The organism is Streptomyces sp. NBC_00016, from assembly GCF_045040885.1.
GTDB lineage: Bacteria > Actinomycetota > Actinomycetes > Streptomycetales > Streptomycetaceae > Streptomyces > Streptomyces coriariae.
Genome location: NZ_CP108304.1, coordinates 2,180,358 through 2,198,874, shown reverse-complemented (window position 1 = coordinate 2,198,874; position 18,517 = coordinate 2,180,358). Strand labels below are relative to the sequence as shown.

At 72.1% G+C, this 18,517-nt stretch carries 17 protein-coding genes; 8 read left to right on the top strand and 9 right to left on the bottom strand.

All coding sequences use genetic code 11. The features are described 5' to 3' along the window. Window positions 1–59: 59 nt before the first annotated feature. Window positions 60–1,121 carry a MoxR family ATPase gene (locus tag OG933_RS09800; RefSeq protein WP_362522971.1) on the top strand — a complete coding sequence of 354 codons (1,062 nt, stop codon included), beginning with the start codon at window positions 60–62 and terminating at the stop codon, window positions 1,119–1,121. Further along, complete coding sequence (locus tag OG933_RS09795) at window positions 1,118–2,914, top strand: DUF2201 family putative metallopeptidase (protein WP_405626550.1); 1,797 nt, start codon at window positions 1,118–1,120, stop codon at window positions 2,912–2,914. The genes OG933_RS09800 and OG933_RS09795 overlap by 4 nt, the downstream gene beginning before the upstream one ends. A 22-nt stretch (window positions 2,915–2,936) precedes the next feature. On the opposite strand, the gene OG933_RS09790 is transcribed toward OG933_RS09795, so the two are convergent. Together OG933_RS09790 and OG933_RS09785 are read right to left on the bottom strand one after the other, a co-directional pair. Next, window positions 2,937–5,513 carry a VWA domain-containing protein gene (locus OG933_RS09790; RefSeq protein ID WP_405626548.1) on the bottom strand — a complete coding sequence of 859 codons (2,577 nt, stop codon included), beginning with the start codon at window positions 5,511–5,513 and terminating at the stop codon, window positions 2,937–2,939. Then, on the bottom strand, window positions 5,503–6,285 hold the full coding sequence (locus OG933_RS09785; protein WP_405626546.1) for a tetratricopeptide repeat protein: 783 nt from the start codon (window positions 6,283–6,285) through the stop codon (window positions 5,503–5,505). Before OG933_RS09785 ends, OG933_RS09790 begins: the two co-directional genes overlap by 11 nt. 222 nt (window positions 6,286–6,507) lie before the next feature. Between OG933_RS09785 and OG933_RS09780 the strand changes: the two genes are divergently transcribed. Next, window positions 6,508–6,933: an OsmC family peroxiredoxin gene (locus OG933_RS09780; RefSeq protein WP_020125610.1), complete on the top strand. Its 426-nt coding sequence runs from the start codon at window positions 6,508–6,510 to the stop codon at window positions 6,931–6,933. Window positions 6,934–7,028: 95 nt separating this feature from the next. Here the strand turns inward: OG933_RS09780 and OG933_RS09775 are convergent, their stop codons facing one another. From OG933_RS09775 to OG933_RS09755, 5 genes are all read right to left on the bottom strand, one after another. Next, window positions 7,029–7,436, bottom strand: coding sequence for a hypothetical protein (locus OG933_RS09775; protein WP_405626544.1), 408 nt, complete (start codon window positions 7,434–7,436; stop codon window positions 7,029–7,031). After that, complete coding sequence (locus OG933_RS09770; protein ID WP_405626542.1) at window positions 7,433–9,166, bottom strand: right-handed parallel beta-helix repeat-containing protein; 1,734 nt, start codon at window positions 9,164–9,166, stop codon at window positions 7,433–7,435. Before OG933_RS09770 ends, OG933_RS09775 begins: the two co-directional genes overlap by 4 nt. A gap of 143 nt (window positions 9,167–9,309) precedes the next feature. After that, window positions 9,310–10,131 carry an SAM-dependent methyltransferase gene (locus OG933_RS09765; protein WP_405626540.1) on the bottom strand — a complete coding sequence of 274 codons (822 nt, stop codon included), beginning with the start codon at window positions 10,129–10,131 and terminating at the stop codon, window positions 9,310–9,312. Window positions 10,132–10,282: 151 nt separating this feature from the next. After that, window positions 10,283–11,146 (bottom strand): helix-turn-helix domain-containing protein, encoded by an 864-nt coding sequence (locus OG933_RS09760; protein WP_405626539.1) that lies wholly within the window; start codon window positions 11,144–11,146, stop codon window positions 10,283–10,285. Between the two features lie 109 nt (window positions 11,147–11,255). Continuing rightward, window positions 11,256–12,104 (bottom strand): helix-turn-helix domain-containing protein, encoded by an 849-nt coding sequence (locus OG933_RS09755; protein WP_405626538.1) that lies wholly within the window; start codon window positions 12,102–12,104, stop codon window positions 11,256–11,258. A 29-nt stretch (window positions 12,105–12,133) separates the two neighbouring features. Here OG933_RS09755 and OG933_RS09750 point away from each other — a divergent pair, with 29 nt between their 5' ends. The 3 genes from OG933_RS09750 to OG933_RS09740 all read left to right on the top strand — a co-directional run bounded on the left by OG933_RS09750 (window position 12,134) and on the right by OG933_RS09740 (window position 14,493). Further along, window positions 12,134–13,204: an ADP-ribosylglycohydrolase family protein gene (locus OG933_RS09750; RefSeq protein ID WP_362522953.1), complete on the top strand. Its 1,071-nt coding sequence runs from the start codon at window positions 12,134–12,136 to the stop codon at window positions 13,202–13,204. An 87-nt stretch (window positions 13,205–13,291) separates the two neighbouring features. Further along, window positions 13,292–13,597 (top strand): 4a-hydroxytetrahydrobiopterin dehydratase, encoded by a 306-nt coding sequence (locus OG933_RS09745; RefSeq protein ID WP_327185939.1) that lies wholly within the window; start codon window positions 13,292–13,294, stop codon window positions 13,595–13,597. A gap of 131 nt (window positions 13,598–13,728) precedes the next feature. After that, on the top strand, window positions 13,729–14,493 hold the full coding sequence (locus tag OG933_RS09740; protein WP_054241572.1) for a class I SAM-dependent methyltransferase: 765 nt from the start codon (window positions 13,729–13,731) through the stop codon (window positions 14,491–14,493). On the opposite strand, the gene OG933_RS09735 is transcribed toward OG933_RS09740, so the two are convergent. Further along, on the bottom strand, window positions 14,441–14,965 hold the full coding sequence (locus OG933_RS09735) for a hypothetical protein (RefSeq protein ID WP_362522950.1): 525 nt from the start codon (window positions 14,963–14,965) through the stop codon (window positions 14,441–14,443). The genes OG933_RS09740 and OG933_RS09735 overlap by 53 nt on opposite strands. After that, window positions 14,962–15,423, bottom strand: coding sequence for a hypothetical protein (locus OG933_RS09730; RefSeq protein WP_405633316.1), 462 nt, complete (start codon window positions 15,421–15,423; stop codon window positions 14,962–14,964). Before OG933_RS09730 ends, OG933_RS09735 begins: the two co-directional genes overlap by 4 nt. Window positions 15,424–15,565: 142 nt before the next feature. Between OG933_RS09730 and OG933_RS09725 the strand changes: the two genes are divergently transcribed. Next, the gene (locus OG933_RS09725) at window positions 15,566–16,534 is read left to right on the top strand and encodes a helix-turn-helix transcriptional regulator (protein ID WP_405626535.1); all 969 of its coding nucleotides are present in this window, start codon (window positions 15,566–15,568) and stop codon (window positions 16,532–16,534) included. 96 nt (window positions 16,535–16,630) lie between these two features. Next, window positions 16,631–18,505 carry a rhamnogalacturonan lyase gene (locus OG933_RS09720; RefSeq protein WP_405626533.1) on the top strand — a complete coding sequence of 625 codons (1,875 nt, stop codon included), beginning with the start codon at window positions 16,631–16,633 and terminating at the stop codon, window positions 18,503–18,505. Window positions 18,506–18,517: the final 12 nt, after the last annotated feature.

The window sequence follows — 18,517 nt, the reverse complement described above, 5'->3', positions numbered from 1 at the left end:
CCGGTCGTCCGGATCCCGCGCGCTCGCGCCCCTTCCGCATCCCTCGAGGAGCCTCTGTCTTGCAGGCTGCCGTCACTGTCACGCCTTCCCGTATCCCCGAACTGCTCCTGGGTCTCGCCACCGTGCGGCCGGTGTTCCTCTGGGGCGCACCCGGTATCGGAAAGTCCTCGCTGGTCCGGGACTTCGCCGAGTCGCTGGGGCTGGAGTGCGTGAGTCTGCTCGGTACACAGCTCGCGCCCGAGGACCTGATCGGCGTCCCCCAGATCCGGGACGGGCGCTCGGTGTTCTGTCCGCCGGAGGCCATCGCCCGTGACGAGCCGTACTGTCTGTTCCTGGACGAGCTGAACGCGGCCACGCCCGATGTCCAGAAGGCGTTCTACTCCCTCATCCTCGACCGGCGGATCGGCAACTACGAGCTCCCCAAGGGCTCGATCGTCATCGGCGCCGGGAACCGGGCCACGGACAACGCGCTCGCCCGGCCCATCGCCTCCGCACTCGTCAACCGCCTCACCCATGTGCACCTCGAGGCGTCCGCGAAGGACTGGCTGACGTGGGCCGCGAACAACGACATCCACCCCTGGATCCTCGACCACCTCACCGACCGGCCCGACCACCTGTGGTCCAAGCCGCCGAAAACCGAGGAACCGTTTTCCACCCCCCGTTCCTGGCACATGCTCTCCGACGCGCTGCACTCCTTCGGGCCCGACCTCGACGAGGACACCCTCACGGTGCTGGCGCACGGCACGCTGACGCCCGCGCACGCCACCGCCTTCCGCGGCTACGTCAAGATCGTGCGCAGCCGGTACGGCATCGAGGCCATCCTCAAGGGCGAGGCCCCCTGGCCGCGCCGGGTCGAGGACCGTGACCTGCTCTACTACCTCGCCGACTCGTTCCGCGGCCGGCTCGTCAAGGAACTCCCCGCCGTCCGGGAGCACATGTCGGCGAAGGGCCGGCAGACCGCGTACCGCGCCAAGTCGCTGCTCGTGCAGCTCGCCGAGATATCCGTCGAGGTCGCCCAGACCGTCATCGCCTCCGACGCCGACGGCAACCCGGTGCTGCCCGCCTGGTTCCTGGTCGAGGCGGCCCGGGACATGCCCCGCCTGGTGGAGGCACGCCGGTGAAACGGGAGGACCGCGACAAGAAGAAGCGGGACCTCGCCGCGGAGGCGTTCGAGTCCGGAAGGCTGGCGCTGCGCGGCAACCCGGCGCTCGCCGCCGTCGACTTCGACACCTGCCGCCGCGAGGAGTGCACCATGGCTCCCCGCGACGGACTGGTCCGCGCGGACTCCAACGGCACCCTGCACGCCCACCCGACCCGGCTCGCCGACCCCGACCTGTGGGCCTGGTCCCTCGCGCACGCCGCCCTCCACCTCGGCTTCGGACACCTCCCGGCGGCCCCGAGCGAGCGAGCCCAGCCCGACCGGTACGACCTCGCCGCGCGCTGCATGGTCGTGAACCGTTTTCTGCTGACGTTTCCGGTCGGCCGCGCCCCCGACGAGCTGCCGTCGTCGTACCCGGGCGGTGACGAGGAGCAGCTCGCCGCCCGCTGGCGGCGCACCGGGCTGCCGGCCGCCTACGAGCACTGCGGCACCGCGGGGACGGCCGCCGACCAGGTGCTCGTGCGGTGGACCTGGTCCGGGCGCCGGATGCCGGACTGGCCGCTGGCCTTCGCCACCGCCCTGACCCGGACGGTGTCCGCCGCGATGGACATGGCGGGCGGCCGCCGCTCTTCCCTCCACGGCGAGGTGACCCCCCTGCGTCCCTGGGAGCGGGCGCTGAGCTGGTTCGTCTCGTCCTACCCGCTGCTCGGCGGCCTCGCGGCCGGCATCAAGCTCGTCGCCGACGCCGAACTCGCCCGCGCGCACGGCATCTCGATCGCCGCCGTGAACGCGGAGGCGGGCGAGATCTACATCAACCCGCTGCGCCGCTACGAGGACGAGGAGTGGCGGTTCGTCCTCGCCCACGAGATGCTGCACGCCGCCCTGCGCCACGGCGACCGCTGCGGCACCCGTGACCCCTACCTCTTCAACGTCGCCTGCGACTACGTCATCAACGGCTGGCTGCGCGAGATGCAGGTCGGCACGATGCCCGAAGGGCTGCTGTACGACGCCGACTTGGCGGGCCTGTCCGCGGAGGAGGTCTACGACCGCATCACCGTGGACCTGCGCCGGATGCGACGGCTGGCCACCCTGCGCGGCAAGGGCCTCGGCGACATTCTCGGCGCCCCGCTCGGCCCGCCCTGCGACTACGTCGACCTCGACGGCTTCTACCGGCGCGGTCTCGCCCAGGGCCTCGAACTGCACCAGCGGCAGGAACGCGGCTTCCTGCCCGGCGGGTTGGTGGAGGAGATCCGCGCCCTCAGCCACCCGCCGCTGCCCTGGGACGCCCGACTGGCCCGCTGGTTCGACGAGTTCGTGCCGCGCCCCGAGCCGGTGCGGACCTACGCCCGTCCCGCGCGCCGACAGGCCTCCACCCCCGACATCCCGCGCGCCGGCCGCTATTTCCCGCCCGAGGAGATCGCCCGCTGCACCTTCGGCGTCGTCCTGGACACCTCCGGCTCCATGGACCGCACCCTGCTCGGCAAGGCGCTCGGCGCCATCGCCTCGTACGCCGAGGCCCGCGACGTCCCGGCCGCCCGGGTCGTGTTCTGCGACGCGGCCGCGCACGACGCGGGCTATCTGCCGGTCACCGAGATCGCCGGCCGGGTCCGGGTGCACGGCCGCGGCGGTACGGTCCTGCAGCCCGGCATCGACCTGCTGCACCGCGCCGACGACTTCCCGCCGGGCGCGCCGCTGCTCGTCATCACCGACGGCTGGTGCGACGTACTGCGGGTACGGCGCGAGCACGCGTACCTGATCCCGCAGGGTCGTCGACTGCCGTTCACCGCGCGGGGGCCGGTGTTCCGGGTGCGGTGAGCGACCCGTCGCACCGGTCTGGTCAGTGGCGTGCCCAGTGTCCGGAGCGGACCCGTCCGAAGTCGTTCATCAGCTGGACCGCGGGACCGCCGAAGCCGCCTCCGGGGGAGTCGGTGAAGGACACCATGGTGCCCAGGGAGTCGGCCAGCGACATGAATTTGCTGAGGGTGACCCGGTCGTCGCGGAACTCCGGGGCCGGATGGTGGGCGTGTGCGGCCTCCAGCGCCTTCAGGTGGCGCTCCAGGCGGCGCTTGGCCGCTTCCTTGTCCCGTTCGTACAGGTCGTCCAGCGCGTGGAAGGTCACCTCGCTCGTCCACAGTCCGATGCCGTGCACCAGGACCGTCTCCGGGGCGAGGGAGGTGTCCCGCGCCAGGTCGAACTCGTGCCGACGGCTCTCACGGGCCAGGGTGTCCACGTACTGCACGGTCGCCGTCCCCAGCGCGGACGGCTCCCGGCCGGTCGGCACCCGTACCTCCAGGACCACCCAGTAGGTCTCCTCGAAGGCGAGGTCGGGTGCGAAGATCCGCATGCCCTTCTCGGCGGTGATGATGTCGGGCAGGGCGTCGGCGCCGTAGTCGCTGCGGGCTCGCTCGGCGGCCTGCCGCGCCTGCTGGAACACCTCTGCCCGGGCTCTCGGGTCGGTGACCGGGTCGTGCCCGTACACGTGCCGGATCTCCACCGCCGGGTCGATGTCCAGCCGGAGCTGGATGTCGACGGCGGCCAGGTGGTCGCGTCGGCCGAGGTCCTCCAGCAGATCGGCCTTGACCTGCTCGGGCCGGGTGACGAAGGTCGAGTGCCCGCCGGCCACCCCGGCGAGCGCCGACAGTTCGGGCATGCGCGCGTCGGAGCCGAAGCCGAAGCACGACACGGTGAGGCCGCTGCGCACCCGGGCCCCGATGTTCCTGCGGATGTTGACCCAGTCCCGTTCGCCGGAGTTCGGGGAGCCGTCGGACAGGAGATACAGGCAGTTGACGGTGCGCCCGCTCACCGCGTTGCGGCCGATCTCGTCGATGCCGTACTGCACCCCGAGGTTGATGTCCGTGCCGCCGCCCGCTTCCAGTCCGGAGACGACCGACGCGAAGTTCCCCGACCGCTCCAGTTCCTCCTTGGTGGCCGCGGGCAGGACGGTGCGCACCCGGTGGTCGAAGGTGATGATGCCCAGGCAGTCGGTGGGACGCAGCTGTCCGTAGATCGTGTGCAGCGACGATTTGACGGTGTCGAGCTTCTCGCCCTGCATCGAACCGCTGGTGTCCACGACGAAGACGAAGTTGACGGGCAGCGGTGCGGAGGCGAGAGCAGGGTCCGCGGGCGTCGGGCCGGCCTTGAGGGCGATCTCCACGAAGTGGGTCGTCGCCTCGTGCGCCTTGAACTCACCCGTCACCGCGGTGAGTCCATGACTGACGGCGATGGCCTCCCCGCTCCGCGGTCCGGGAACCTGCCCGTCCCGGGACACCACGAAGTCGTCGAACCTGATGTGCTCCTGCCCGACGATCACGCCCTGCTCGATGAGTTCCTTCACCCCGAGCGCGGAACGGGTGCCGAAGGCGTTGTTGCGGCGCACGTAGAGGCCGTCGTGGGGGAGGGGGCGGGAGATGTCGCGGGGGGTGTGGGGACGGCCGGGGGGACCGGCCGGCCACCCGGCGGAAGCGGGCATCGAGGGGGGCGGCAGCATGAAGTCGGCGTCCGGCCGGAGGAAGTCGGGGAGCGGTGCCGAGTCATAGGAGGGCCGCGGGCCGGCGTAGCTGGGCGGCGGCGCGGCCTGGGCTCTGTAGGAGTCGGAGAAATAGGTGGGCTCGCTGTCGCCGTCGAAGGGCAGGCAGCGGTCCTCGACGGGCGCGGCGTGAGCATCCCCTGCGCCTTGCGGGGGCGGATTCTGGGCGGCCCGGCGGCCCCTCGGCAACAACCGGTCCGACAGCCCGGTGTCCGAGGACTCGCCTCGAAGTCCGGCAGAGAAACGCCGGGCGGCCTCGGGCGCCGTGGGCCACGGCCGGATCACCAGCCCCTGCCGCAACCAGTGCCACAGGGGTTCGTCGGGACTTCCCGGGGGCGGAGTCGTGACGTCGGGATGGATCACGACGGTGAACCCGTCCGGCGGCGCGTACAACGGATCGGGAGCCGTCGTCAGGGTGGGGGCGGCCGACAGACCGCGGGCTTCCGCGAACGCCCGGCACTGCGCCTCCCGCCCACTGTGACGGTGACGGGACAACCATCCGCGCCCCGGTGCCGACGGTAACCGGGTGAGCAGCAGCGCCGGGCCCGGCAGCGGCGGCCCCGGCACGGGCGCGGTCCCTCCCGCGCCCGTGCCGCACATCACCAGCACGCCCCGGGCCCGCAGGAAGTTGGACAGGACCTCGCCGTCCGGCGGCGACGGTGCCGGGGCCCGGTCGCCGGGATGGACCAGGACGACAGCGCCGGGCCGGTTCGCGACGAACGCGTCGACCTCCTCGGGTGTCCGGGCGATCACCGGGGCCGGTGACCCTGACCACCGGGACTGCCGCCGGAACCTCCTCTCCCATGCCTCGCCGGTGCCGTCACCGGCGAGCGGCCCCACGTACAGGACCGTCTCCGCGCTCGCCGCGGCGTTCGGTTCAGTCGGCATGCACACCCTCCGTCGTTCTTGTGGGAAGCGGACAGCGCGCCTCGAAACCGGTCCGCGTGCGCATCCCGCCGTCGAACATGTTCTCGGCCCGCAACCGCCGCAACCACGTGTCGAGTTCGGCGCTCAGCCCGGTACTCTCCCCGGCCAGCCGCACCGCCCGGTCCCGCTGCGCCGGATCGTTGCCGAGCAGCAGAAGCATGATCTTCAGGGCGAGGGCGTGCGGGCTGCGGGCGTCCAGGCCCAGTGCCTCGTCGGCATAGCGGGCGGCCCCCTGCCGGTTTCCGCGGGCGAGGGCGATCCGGGCCTTCCAGTACCAGAACTCCTCCGACTCCCGGTCCAGACGGGACGCCTCCAGCGCACGCTCCGCCGGCTCCGGCTCGTCCCGCTCCACATGTCTGCGCACGGTGGTGAGCGACCGCTCGACACCGGTCGTCCCGGCGGCACGCGGTGCCCGGCGGGAGCTGCCGGTGGCCACCCGGGCCGCGATGAACAGCACGGCCAGCAGGAACACCAGGAGCATGCCGACGAGCACGACGAACTGCTGGACGCTCTTGCTCTCGGCGAGCGTGGCGAAGATGCCGAGGATCGCGACGGTGAAGGTGAGCACGATGACAGCGCCGAAGAGGGCGGTCGCCTGGGTCGCGGTGAGCGCACGGAACATCTTGTTGCGGATGATGTCGCGCACGAAGTCCCGGTAGAGCAGGTACAGCACACCGAGCGCGACGCCGCCAAATCCCGCTATGCCCCCGAGGACTTGGAAGAGTTCGAGCATGTATGGACTGTATGGCTTCACCATGTCGCGCGTCAGGACTTCCGAGGGCAGCGATGCCCGGCTGTGATATCCGGCCGAAACGGGCGAAGCCCCGGCGACGCGCCCGGCGGTGGCCGCCCTGTCCGGTGGGTGGATCGACGCCGGGTGTGATCGGATGGGTGCCAGGCATCCGTCAACGGAACCGCCCGCTGTCTCCACCGTCACAGTTCGAAAGGATTCGTCGTGGCAACCACGCGCTCCGCACACACCGTCTGGGAAGGCAACCTGCTCGAGGGCAACGGGGTCGTGACCTTCGACTCCTCCGGCATCGGCCAGCAGCCGGTGTCGTGGCCCTCGCGCGCCGAGCAGGCGAACGGCAAGACCAGCCCGGAGGAGCTGATCGCCGCCGCCCACTCCAGCTGCTTCTCCATGGCGCTCTCGCACGGCCTGGCCGGTGCCGGTACCCCGCCCACCAAGCTCGTCACGTCCGCCGACGTCACCTTCCAGCCGGGAGAGGGCATCACCGGCATCCACCTGACCGTGGAGGGCACCGTCCCCGGTCTCGACGACGACGCGTTCGCCGCCGCCGCCGAGGACGCCAAGAAGAACTGCCCGGTCAGCCAGGCGCTCACCGGTACGACCATCACCCTGTCGGCCAAGCTCGCCTGAGCCGCCGCGTCGGGTCCGGGGCGCGGGAGCCGTACGAGGCCCCCGCGCCCCGTCGTGCCGTCCGGCCCTCCCTCGCCGGGCAGGGCCGCGCCGGCTCAGACGAGTCCCGTCAGCCCCCTGATCGCGGACTGCGCCCACTCCTGCGCCCCGACCGCCGTCCCGGCCGCGAGGCCGGTCGCGACGGGGGCCAGGGCTCCCTTGAGCATGGTCACCGAGCGGCGGAGCCTGCCCGGCTCGGGCGACTGCGGGCCGGTGATCTCGGCGAGGACCTCCTGGGCAGCGCTCTCGGCGTCCTCGCGCTCCTGGTCGCCCAGCCCGGCCGCGGGCAGCTGCCGGAGCAGCTCGGTCACCAGCGTCGCGAGCGCCTCGTGTCCCGGGGCGACCGTGTTGTTGAGCTGCTGGTTCTGGGTGGCCGTCTCGTTGTTCCAGGCGAACTGGGCGTTCGACACACCCCCGTTGAACACCGGACCGTCGTAATGGTGCACCTGCTGCGGGTCGTTCATCGGCCGACTCCGTCCTGATCGCTCTCGTTGCTCTGGTCGCTCTGGTTGGTCTGCTGCTGGCTGACGTTGGTGTTGTTCCACGCCAACTGGGCGCTGTGGACCGCCTCGACGAAGACCGGCCCGTGGTAGTGGTTGACGATCGTCGGCGGCGGGGGCGGCTCCGTGATCTCCCTGACCGGCAGCGACGTCCGGAGTTCGACCAGTTCGACGCGGCCGTTGTGCTGTACGGCCACCCCCGTCGCCCCGGTCACGGCACAGCCCGCCAGCCGGCCGCCGCAGGCGTCGTCGCAGCGCAGTCCCGTGGCCGCGCAGTCCTCGAAACGGCTGTCGGCGACGTCCAGATACGCGGAGCCCGTGCCGCACAGGCCGTACGACTCCGCGCCGGTGACGGTGAGGTTCCGCGCGACGAGCCGCGCCGTGCCGAACGCCAGGGCCCCACCGGTGCTCACCGCGGAGACCTCGCTGTCGTGCACGTGCAGCTGCGCCTCCTCGCCGGCGCCGAACCCCAGCAGCCCGCGCTGCGCCGACACCCTTCTCAGGGTCACCCGGGACTGGCCGACGGCGGCCACGGCGGCCATGTCGAAGTCGAGGATCCTCGCGTCGGTGAGCTCGGCCGTCGTACCGCCGTTGCCCCGCGTCTCCAGGCCGAACGGGCAGCGCTCGACGCGGACCTGCGCGAACTCGGCCTTGCTCTCGTCCCAGACCCGCAGCGCGACGCCGGTCAGGCCGCGCACGTCGACACGGGTGAAGTGGCCTCTGGCCTTGTCGGTGACGGCGATGCCGACATTGCCGGCCGAGACGCGGCAGCCCGTCACCCGCGGAGCACCGCCCCGGGTCGATAGCACCGCGACGTTTCCCGCGCCGGTGATCTCGCAGTCCTCGAACGTGCCACGGCCCGAGTCCTGGACGTGGATGCCGGTGTCGCGGCAGTCGGCGAACACACAGCCGCGCACCGTCGGGTCGGCACCGCTCGCCACCAGGATCCCGTTCTCGGCGTCGGTGACGCGGGTGCCCCGCACGGAGCCCCGGGACTGCTCGATGAAGGCCAGGCCCGCCATGTGGGTGGCGACGACCGTGCACCCCTCGACCGTCAACTCCGCCCGTGTGTCCGCCATGACGGCCGCCTGCTCGGCGCCGGTGACCTCGCACCCGACGAGGTGGGCCCAGGCGTCGCTGACGCGTACGCCGTGGATCCGGCTGCCGTCGAACCGGCTGTCCCGGACCAGCACCCGGGCGTTCTCGATCACCGCGACCGCGTTGTCGGCGGCGTCGGTGAACCGGCACCGCTCGACCTGCCCGGCGGCGCCGGCGAAGACGGTCCGGCCGTACCGGAACTCGCTGTCCGTCAACGTCACGGACGTACCCGGCCGGGCGTGCGCACAGACCCCGTTGTGCGCCCGGATCGCCACCCGGTCCAGGGTGAGGGTTCCCGCGTGGCAGTCGACGACGCCGGCGTCGGCGTCCCGGCCGACCAGCACCAGGCCCCGGACCACGACCGAACCCGAGACGTCGAGCACGGTCCCGCGGGGAACGCTCACCACCACGGAGCCGGCGTCACCGAGCGCGGCCAGTTCGATCTCGCCCCGGACGGAGAGCCGTTCCTCGTAGTGGCCGGGAGTGATCTCCACCCTCGCGGCCCGGCCCCGCGCGGTCGCGGCGCGCAGCGCGGACCCGATGTCGGGGTGGGTGCCACGACCTCCGTGCGGCGCGACCACGTACCTCTTGACCATGCCCGCGTCCCCCGCAGCGCCCGCCCGTGACGAATCGTCGACTCCCGGTCACCGATGCTACCGGAGGGGTCGGCGGCGCCGGGGGTGCAGGCGGTGGCCTTCACCCGACCTCCTCCACGCCGCGGACGCGCCCCGGTGGCGGCTCAGGGCTTGCGGGCGACCCCCGCGTACACCGGCACGATGCCCTCCGCCTGGACTGCCACGTCCTCCGGCTCCGGGCGCCAGCCGGAGACCGGGATCACGCCCGGTCCGAGCAGTTCCAGGCCCTCGAAGAAGCGGGCGAACTCGGCCAGGGAACGCGGGTAGAAAGGCGTTCCACTGCGCCGGAAGTTCTCCGCGGCCTTCTCGATGGCGGCGGGGTTCAGGTCCGGGGTCACCTGGGAGAGGATCAGCCAGCTGCCCGGCGCGAGCGCGGCGACGTACTTCTTCAGCAGGCCGTGCACGTCGTCGCCCGCCGGGTCGTCGCTCAGGTAGTGGGTGAGCGCCACCAGCGACAGCGCGACCGGCCGCGTGAAGTCCAGGGTGTCGGCGGCCCGGTGCAGCAGCGTGTCGAGGTCGCGGACGTCGGCGTGCGCGTACCGGGTGGAGCCCTCCGCCGAACCGTGCAGCAGGGCCTCCGCGTGCCGCAGCACGATCGGGTCGTTGTCCGCGTACACGACCTTGGACTCCGGGGCCACGCCCTGCGCCACCTGGTGCAGGTTGGGTTGGGTGGGGATGCCGGTGCCGATGTCGAGGAACTGGCGTATCCCGGCCTCGGCGGCGGTGCGGACGGCCCGTTGCATGAACCGTCGGTTGGCCCGCGCCCCGCGCAGCACCGTGCCGTCCACGGCGAGGATCCTGCGGGCCAGTTCCTCGTCGACGGGGTAGTTGTCCTTGCCGCCCAGCCACCAGTCGTAGACGCGGGCCGGATGCGGCCTGCTGGTGTCGATGCGGGCGGATGCCTGCTCGGCCTCGGATCCGGTCATGCGGGTCTCGCCTCCAGGAGAGTCAGGAGCCAGGGGTTCAGAAGTCAGGAGCCGGTGCCCGGGAGCCAGGGTCCAGGGCCGGGGGTCAGGAGTCAGGGGCCGGGGGTCAGGGGCCGGAAGTCGGGAGGAGGCCCGGGGCGACGGGCCGTGCTCAGAGGCTTTCGCGGGCGTCCCGCAGGATCTTCTTGGTGTGCTGCGCGGACGCGGCGTGCGTCGTCATGTGGTCGAGGACCTCCAGGTGCGCGGAGACCTCCTTGCGATCGTCGAGGTACAGCGCGCCGGTCAGGTACTCGGTGACGACCATGTCGGGCAGTTCGGGCTCGGCGAAACGGAACAGCGAGAACGGCGCGGACGTCCCCGGATGCGGGCCGGCCGCGAACTCGGAGACCTGCAGGGTGACCCGGTCGCGCTCGGCGAACTCCACCAGCTTGTCGAGCTGTTCGGACATCACGGCGGCGTCCACGCTCACCGGACGGCGCAGCACCGTCTCGTCCATCACCACCCACAGATGGGGCGGATCGCCGCTGTCCAGCAGCCGCTGGCGGGCGAGACGCAGCGACACATGCCGTTCGATCGACTCCGGGGTCGTCTGCCCGACGGTCCCGGCTTCCAGTACGGCGCGCGCGTAGGCCTCCGTCTGCAGCAACCCGGGCACGAAGTGCGGTTCGTACGAGCGGATCAGCCGGGCCGCGCCCTCCAGGCTCACGTACAGGCTGAACCACTCCGGCAGCACGTCGTGGTAGCGCTGCCACCAACCGGGCCGGTTCGCCTCCTCGGTGAGCGAGACGAAGACCTCGGCCTCCTCGTCGCCGACGCCGTAGGCCTCCAACAGCACCTGTACATAGGGGACTTTCAGGGCGACGTCGGCCGTCTCCATGCGCCGCACGGTCGCCGGGGCCACGCGCAGGGCGCGGGCCGCCTCCTCGCGGCCGAGGCCGGCCGCCTCACGCAACTCCTGGAGCCGCCTGCCCAGTACCACCTGGCCCACCGTGGGTGCGGGCCGTCGTTCACTCACCCCACGTCTCCCCTACGCCTCGAGGCACGCGGGCCAGTGTGCCACGTTCCGGCGTCACTCTCACGGGAACGGAGTCGAACATTCATCTGGATTCTTGTCTGAGGTGACGTCAGTTGATCAGCGAGTGGAGGTACTTGACCGTGGCGGGATCCGCCGGGAGGAACGTCTCGACGGCCAGCTCGGCGACCGTCACGTCCATCGGGGTGTTGAAGGTGGCGACGGACGAGATGAAGGAGAGCACCCGCCCCTCGTGCTCGATCAGCATCGGCAGCGCGAAGTGCTGGACGGGATCGGCGGGTTCGTCCACGGGCCCGCCTGCCGTCGCCGGCCCGTCCTCCGCCACCGGGTACGCGGCGACCTCCTCGTACAACTCCCGCAGCGGTGCCGAGCGGTACAGGGCGATCTGCCGCTCCATCTGCGCCAGCAGGTGACCGCGCCACTCACGCAGGTTATGGATGCGCGGTGCGAGACCCCGCGGGTGGAGGGTGAGGCGCATCGCGTTGAGCGGCGGCGCGAGCAACGACTCCGGGACGCCCTCCAGCAGCATCGTGATCCCACGGTTGGCCGCCACCACGTCGTACCGCGCGTCCATCACCAGCGCCGGATACGGCTCGTAGCCCTGGAGCAGCCGCTCCAGACCCGCGCGCAGCGCGTCCAGCGCCGGGTCGTCCAGCGGGGTCTGCGGGTAGTGCGGGGCGTAACCGGCCGCCAGGAGCAGCGCGTTGCGCTCACGCACCGGCACGTCGAGGTGCTCGGCGAGCCGCAGCACCATCTCCTCGCTGGGCCGTGACCGGCCCGTCTCGACGAAGCTGATGTGCCGGGCCGAGGAGTCGGCGCGCAGGGCCAGCTCCAGCTGACTCATCCGCCGCCGCTCCCGCCAGGCCCGCAGCAGCGGGCCGACGCCCTGGCCCGCGGGGGCGGCGGAGGAGGCGTTCGTACCGGGCGGGACAATGGTCATACGCAAGACCGTAGTTGAGGAGCGCTTGGATGAACGACTGGCGGAAGTCTTCCCTGGAGTCGACGGCGGTGTACCGCGCCCGGGTACGGGGCTGCCTCCTCGGCGGGGCGCTCGGCGACGCCCTCGGCTACGCGGTCGAGTTCTCCTCCCTCGATCAGATCCGCGCGGCCCACGGACCCAGGGGCCTGACCCGGCTCGTGCCCGACGGCGAGGGTGTGGTCGGCCGCGTCAGCGATGACACCCAGATGACCCTGTTCACCGTCGAGGGCCTTCGTACGGCGGCCAGGAGGGCCCGGCTCAAGGGCATCGGCGGGGCGGAGACCGCCCTGGTGCGCCAGGCCTACGGCCGCTGGCTCGAGACCCAGCAGCGGCCGGGGCCGGCCGACGGGGTCACGGGCGGCCTCCTCGCCGAGCGCTGGCTGTACGCCCGCCGCGCCCCCGGCAACGCCTGCCTGTCCGGGCTCGCCCAGAGCCACGTTCCCGACCCGCGGGCCGAGCTGAGCGGTGCGCCCGGGCCGGTCAACCCCGGCTCCAAGGGCTGCGGCACCGTGATGCGCTCGGCGCCGTTCGGTCTGGCCCACCCCTGCGCCGACTTCGCCTTCGGCATGGCCGCCCGCTGCGCCCAGACGACCCACGGCCACCCGACCGGCTACTACGCGGCCGGAGCGCTGGCCGCGATCGTGGCGTACCTGACGCGGGGGGAGTCCGTCGAAGGCGCCACCCTGCGCGCCCTGCGGCTGCTCGGCCGCCACCCCGGCCACGAGGAGACCTCGGCCGCCCTGAACCAGGCCCTCGACCTGGCCGCCGAGGGCGATCCGAGCCCCGGGAAGGTGGAGCGGCTGGGCGCCGGCTGGGTCGCCGAGGAAGCCCTCGCCATCGGCGTCTACGCGGCGCTGGTCACGCACGGGGTGGAGGACGCCCTGCTCCTGTCCGTGAACCACTCCGGCGACAGCGACTCCACGGGTTCGATCTGCGGCAACATCCTGGGCGCGCGGCACGGCGACGGCGGGCTGCCGCACGAGTGGCTGGAGCAGGTGGAGGGCCGGGCCGTGATCGCCGCGCTGGCGGACGACCTGGCGGCCGAATGCCTGCGCGACTGAGCCGAGAGCCGCACTGGTGACCAGGGCCGTCACGGCTTTCCTGTGGCACGCTGGACAGGTACGCGACATCAGGAAGGGAGCCGTGCCATGGCCGTCGAACCGCTGTCGCAGAAGGAGATCGAGGACCGGCTGTCGGAGCTGCCCGGCTGGTCCCTGGACGGCGACCGCCTGACCCGCGCCTACCGGCTCGACTCCCATTTCGCCGCGGCCGCCCTGGTCGTCCATGTCGCGCGGATCCAGGACGAGCTGGACCACCACTGCGAGCTCACCCTCGGCTACAACACGGTGTCCCTCGCCGTGAACACCCACAGCGCGGGCGGCACCGTCACCGACCTCGACGTCGAACTCGCCCGCCGCGTGGAGGCCGTGGCCCCCGCGCACGGAGCGCGCTGACCTGCACCGACCGCGCCGACTTGCGCCGACCCGCGCGACGGAAGGGGCGGTGCGGGCGCGGCGTTCGGCGGGCAGCGCGGGACTGTACGGGCAGGGGTGCGGTGGTCGGTGGTCACGGAACGGGGGCGCGGGTGCTGGACTACGACGAGGAAGCCGAACGCTACGACGCCTGGCGCGGCGGCGAGCCCAGGGCGGCGGCCGCCGCGGAGGGCGTCCTCGGTCTCGTACCGGCCCGGGCGCGCAGCCTGCTGGACGTGGCCTGCGGCACGGGCATCGTCACCCGGCGCCTCGCGGCCGGGCGCCCCGGCCTGCGGGTGACGGGCCTGGACCGGGCGCCGGCCATGGTCGGCCACGCCGCCGCCCGGTTGCCCGGAGCGGTCGTCCTCGCCGACGGCCGCCGACTCCCCTTCCGGGACGGGGAGTTCGACGCCGTGAGCAGCGTGTGGCTGCTGCACCTCGTCGAGGACGCCACGGACGCGCGGCGGATCGTCGCCGAGTGCGCCCGGGTGCTGCGGCCCGGCGGGGTGTACGTCACCACCGTCGACAAGGGTGCCTCCCACAACGTGGGCAGCGACATCGATGTCGTGCTGTCCTCGCGCCCGCACCGCCCGGCCTCCGACACCGCGGCGCTGGTGGCGTCGTACGCCGTCGAAGCCGGCCTGGTCCCGGCCGGGCAGGCCCGTTTCGCCGGGCGGGGGCAGGGCCGCAGCCCGCGCCGGGCCATCGTGGACCTGCGCCGCGGCTGGTTCGTCACCCTGCCGCCCGGTCACCCCCTGGCCGAGGGGTTCGCCGCCCGCCTCGCGGCGCTGCCCGACCAGGACCGGCCCCGCCCGGACCCCGCGTTCACGCTGAGGGCGTTTCGGAAACCGGTTCCCGGTCCCCTTCCGGACGGCTGAAGTCCATGATCCAGTTGGTCAGCCAGGTCTCCCCGCCGTCCAGCGAGAAGGCCTGCTCCCAGCGGGCGGACGTGTCGCACACCCCGGACCAGACGAACCGGGCCCTCACGTCCTTGCCGTCGTGCGTGTCGTCGCCGTAGAACTCACCGCGGTCGCGACGGCCGCCGTGGTGTTCGTCGGCGTCGCCGAAGCCGCCGATCATCGGCGGGAACAGCCTGCCGCTCCGGCTCGACGACCAGTTCAGCGACCACTGGCCGCTCTCCCGGTCGAAGAGCCTCAGTGTCAGCCCCTTCGCTCCGAGGTGCGGCATGTCGATCTCGTCGATGTTCGCGGCTCCGTCGAACAGCGGCCGGCAGTGGGCTGTGGACGGGAACTCCTCCCAGTCGCTGTCGGGGTCGAGGAACTCGGTGCGCCGGCGGTGCCTGACCTCCCACGCGCCGTGGAGGAAGTCGAAGTCGTGCGGGCTGCTCATGAGCGGTCCCCCGTCGTTCCCTCGGGCAGGGAATCGGTCAAGTAGGCGTCGAGGTCTGGGACTTCGGGTGCGCGGCGGGCAAGCATGTGCCGGACCCACGCGTCCCGTTCGTGCAGGATCGGCGGCAGTTCCCAGACGCAGCCGATCCAGGGCCGGTCGGTCGTCACGAAGTGGCTCGGGTCGTCGTCCGGGCAGCCGAGCACCGGCTGGCCCGCGGCCGCGCCCCGGAAGTGCAGGACGTTGTCCCACACCCAGCTGTAGACGTTGAGGTAGGCGCCGTCGTCGCCGCCCCGGTGCAGTACGACGAAGGTGGCGGGCGGCGTCCCGTCCGGCGCCGGCAGCAGTTCGGGAAGGATCGCGTACGCCGCCCTCTCCACCCCGGGCGCGATGCCCGCCGGGTCGGAGGTGACGTGGTAACGCTTGATCCACCGCCCCGCCACCTCGATCGGCGGGAGCACCGTGAGCAGCTTCTCCGCGAAGGGGAGCGCGGGGGAGGGGGATGGCGATGGGGAGGGGGCGAGGGGATGGAGATCCTCGGAAACATCGGAAGCAGGGGTCATGGGCAGGACGCTAGGCCCGCTTCACTGACACCATGTGTCAGTGAAGTCCAGCCGACTCGTGTCGATCCTGCTGCTGCTCCAGACCCGGGGCCGGATGACCGCCGCCCAGCTCGCGGAGGAGTTGGAGGTGTCGGTGCGTACCGTCTACCGGGATGTGGAGGCACTGGGCGCCGCGGGTGTCCCGCTGTACGGCGACGCCGGTCATGCCGGCGGCTACCGCCTGCTCGACGGCTACCGCACCCGTCTGACGGGGCTGACCGCCGACGAGGCGGAGGCCCTGTTCCTGGCCGGTGTCCCCGGTCCCGCCGCCCAGCTGGGCCTCGGTCCGGTCCTGGCCGCCGCCCAGCTGAAGGTCCGCGCCGCGCTGCCGCCGGAACTGCGGGCGCACGCGGACCGGATCAGCGGCCGCTTCCACCTGGACGCTCCCGGCTGGTACACGGACGCGGGGGCGGACGAGACGCCGCATCTGGCGGCGGTAGCCGACGCGGTGTGGAACAACAGGATTCTGCATACCGTATACCGTCGCTGGCGTGAGCCCACCGACGTCGAACGTCGGCTGGAGCCCTACGGCCTGGTTCTGAAGGCGGGACGCTGGTACGTCGTCGCCGGCCCGGGACCGCGCACCTTCCGCGTCGACCAGATCCTCGAACTCACCGCCTCCGACGAGGTGTTCACCCGGCCGGACGGCTTCGACCTGGCCGCCCACTGGACGGCGTACCAGCAGGGCTTCCGCGAGCGGCTGTACGGGGGCGGGGCGGAGGCGGTGGTGCGACTGGCCCCGGGAGTGACCCTCGCCCGTGCGGTGCGACTCGACGCACCCGCCGCGGCGGACGACTGGACGGTGGCCAGGGTCCCCATCGAGTCCGTCGAGCACGCCCACGCCGAATTCCTGCGGCTGGGTGCGGACATCGAGGTGCTCCAGCCGCCGGAACTGCGTGAGCGGATCGCCCGGACGGTGTCGGAACTGGCCGCGGTGTACGGCAACTCGCCCGTGGACGGCGGCAACTGAGAGACGGAACCCATCCGTCCCTCCCTGGAGGTACGTCTCGTGCAGCACCCGCATCCGCACCCGCCTTCCCATCCGTACCCGGAGCCTCATCCGCACGTGGATCCCCCTTCGCCCAGGCACCGCGGACGAGGGGTCGTCCTCTCCGCGCTGGTCGCCACCACGGCCCTGGTCGGCGCCGGACTGACCACACTCGGCGCCGGCACCGCCGAGGCCGCCACGGCCCGCCAGGTGGAGGCCCTCGACCGGGGCGTCGTCAGCGTGCACACCGACAGCGGCAACCTGGTCAGCTGGCGCTGGCTCGGCACCGACCCCGACAGCGTCTCCTTCAACGTCTACCGGGCCGGCACCAAGGTCAACTCGGCGCCGGTCACCGGCTCCACGAACTACTTCCACTCCGGCGCCCCGTCTCAGGCCGACTACACGGTCCGCGCGATCGTGAACGGCGTCGAACAGGCCGACTCCGTCCACGCGATCCAGTTCCGCACCGGCTACAAGGACGTCCCCATCACCCCGCCGGCCGGCGGCACGACCCCCGACGGCGTCGCCTACACCTACGAGGCCAACGACGCCTCCATCGGAGACCTGGACGGGGACGGCGCCCTGGACATCGTCCTGAAGTGGCAGCCGACCAACGCGAAGGACAACTCCCAGTCGGGCTACACCGGCAACACGATCGTCGACGGCGTCAAGCTCGACGGCACCCGCCTGTGGCGCGTCGACCTCGGCCGCAACATCCGCTCCGGCGCCCATTACACACAGTTCCAGGTGTACGACTACGACGGCGACGGCAAGGCCGAGATTGCCATGAAGACCGCCGACGCGACGGTGGACGGCACGGGCGCGGTGATCGGCAGTTCCTCCGCCGACTACCGCAACTCCAGCGGCTATGTGCTGTCCGGCCCCGAGTACCTGACCATGTTCAACGGCCAGACCGGCAAGGCGATGAGTTCCGTCGACTACGTACCGGCCCGTGGCACCGTCTCGTCCTGGGGCGACTCGTACGGCAACCGCGTCGACCGCTTCCTCGCGGGAACCGCTTACCTGGACGGTTCCCGCCCCTCGCTGATCATGGCACGCGGTTACTACACGCGTACTGTGATCGCCGCCTGGGACTGGCGGAACGGTGCCTTCACGCGCCGCTGGACCTTCGACACCAACTCCTCCAGCAACACCGGCAAGGGCTACGACGGCCAGGGCTCGCACAGCCTCTCCGTCGGGGACGTCGACGGCGACGGCAAGGACGAGATCGTCTACGGCGCGATGGCGGTCGACGACAACGGAAACGGCCTGTGGACCACGAAGACGGGCCACGGCGACGCCCAGCACCTCGGCGACCTCGACCCCTCGCACGCCGGCCTCGAGTACTTCAAGGTCTCGGAGTCGACCGGTCAGCCCGCCGAGCTGTACATCAACCCGGCGAACGGCACGGTCGACTGGAAGCTGGCCGCCTGCTGCGACAACGGCCGCGGAGTCGCCGGTGACATCTGGGCGGGCAACGACGGTGCCGAGGTCTGGTCGGCCTCCGACACCTCGATCCGTGACGAGGCGGGCGCGACCAAGGGCCGGGAGCCGTCCTCCGTCAACTTCCTCTCCTGGTGGGACGCCGACCCCGTCCGCGAGCTCCTCGACGGCACCCACATCGACAAGTACGGCACGTCCTCGGACACCCGCCTGCTGACCGGTTCGGGCGTCCACTCCAACAACAGCACCAAGGCGACCCCGTCGCTGTCCGGCGACATCCTCGGCGACTGGCGCGAGGAGGTCATCTGGCCGACCAGCGACAACACGGCCCTGCGTGTCTTCTCGACGCCGTACGAGACGACGACACGCATCACGACCCTGCTCCACGACACGATGTACCGCACCGGCCTGGCCTGGCAAAATACCGCATACAACCAACCGCCGCACCCGAGCTACTTCCTCGGCAACGGCATGCCGACGGCACCCCGCCCGACGGTCTACACGCCCTGAGCGAGCGAGGGG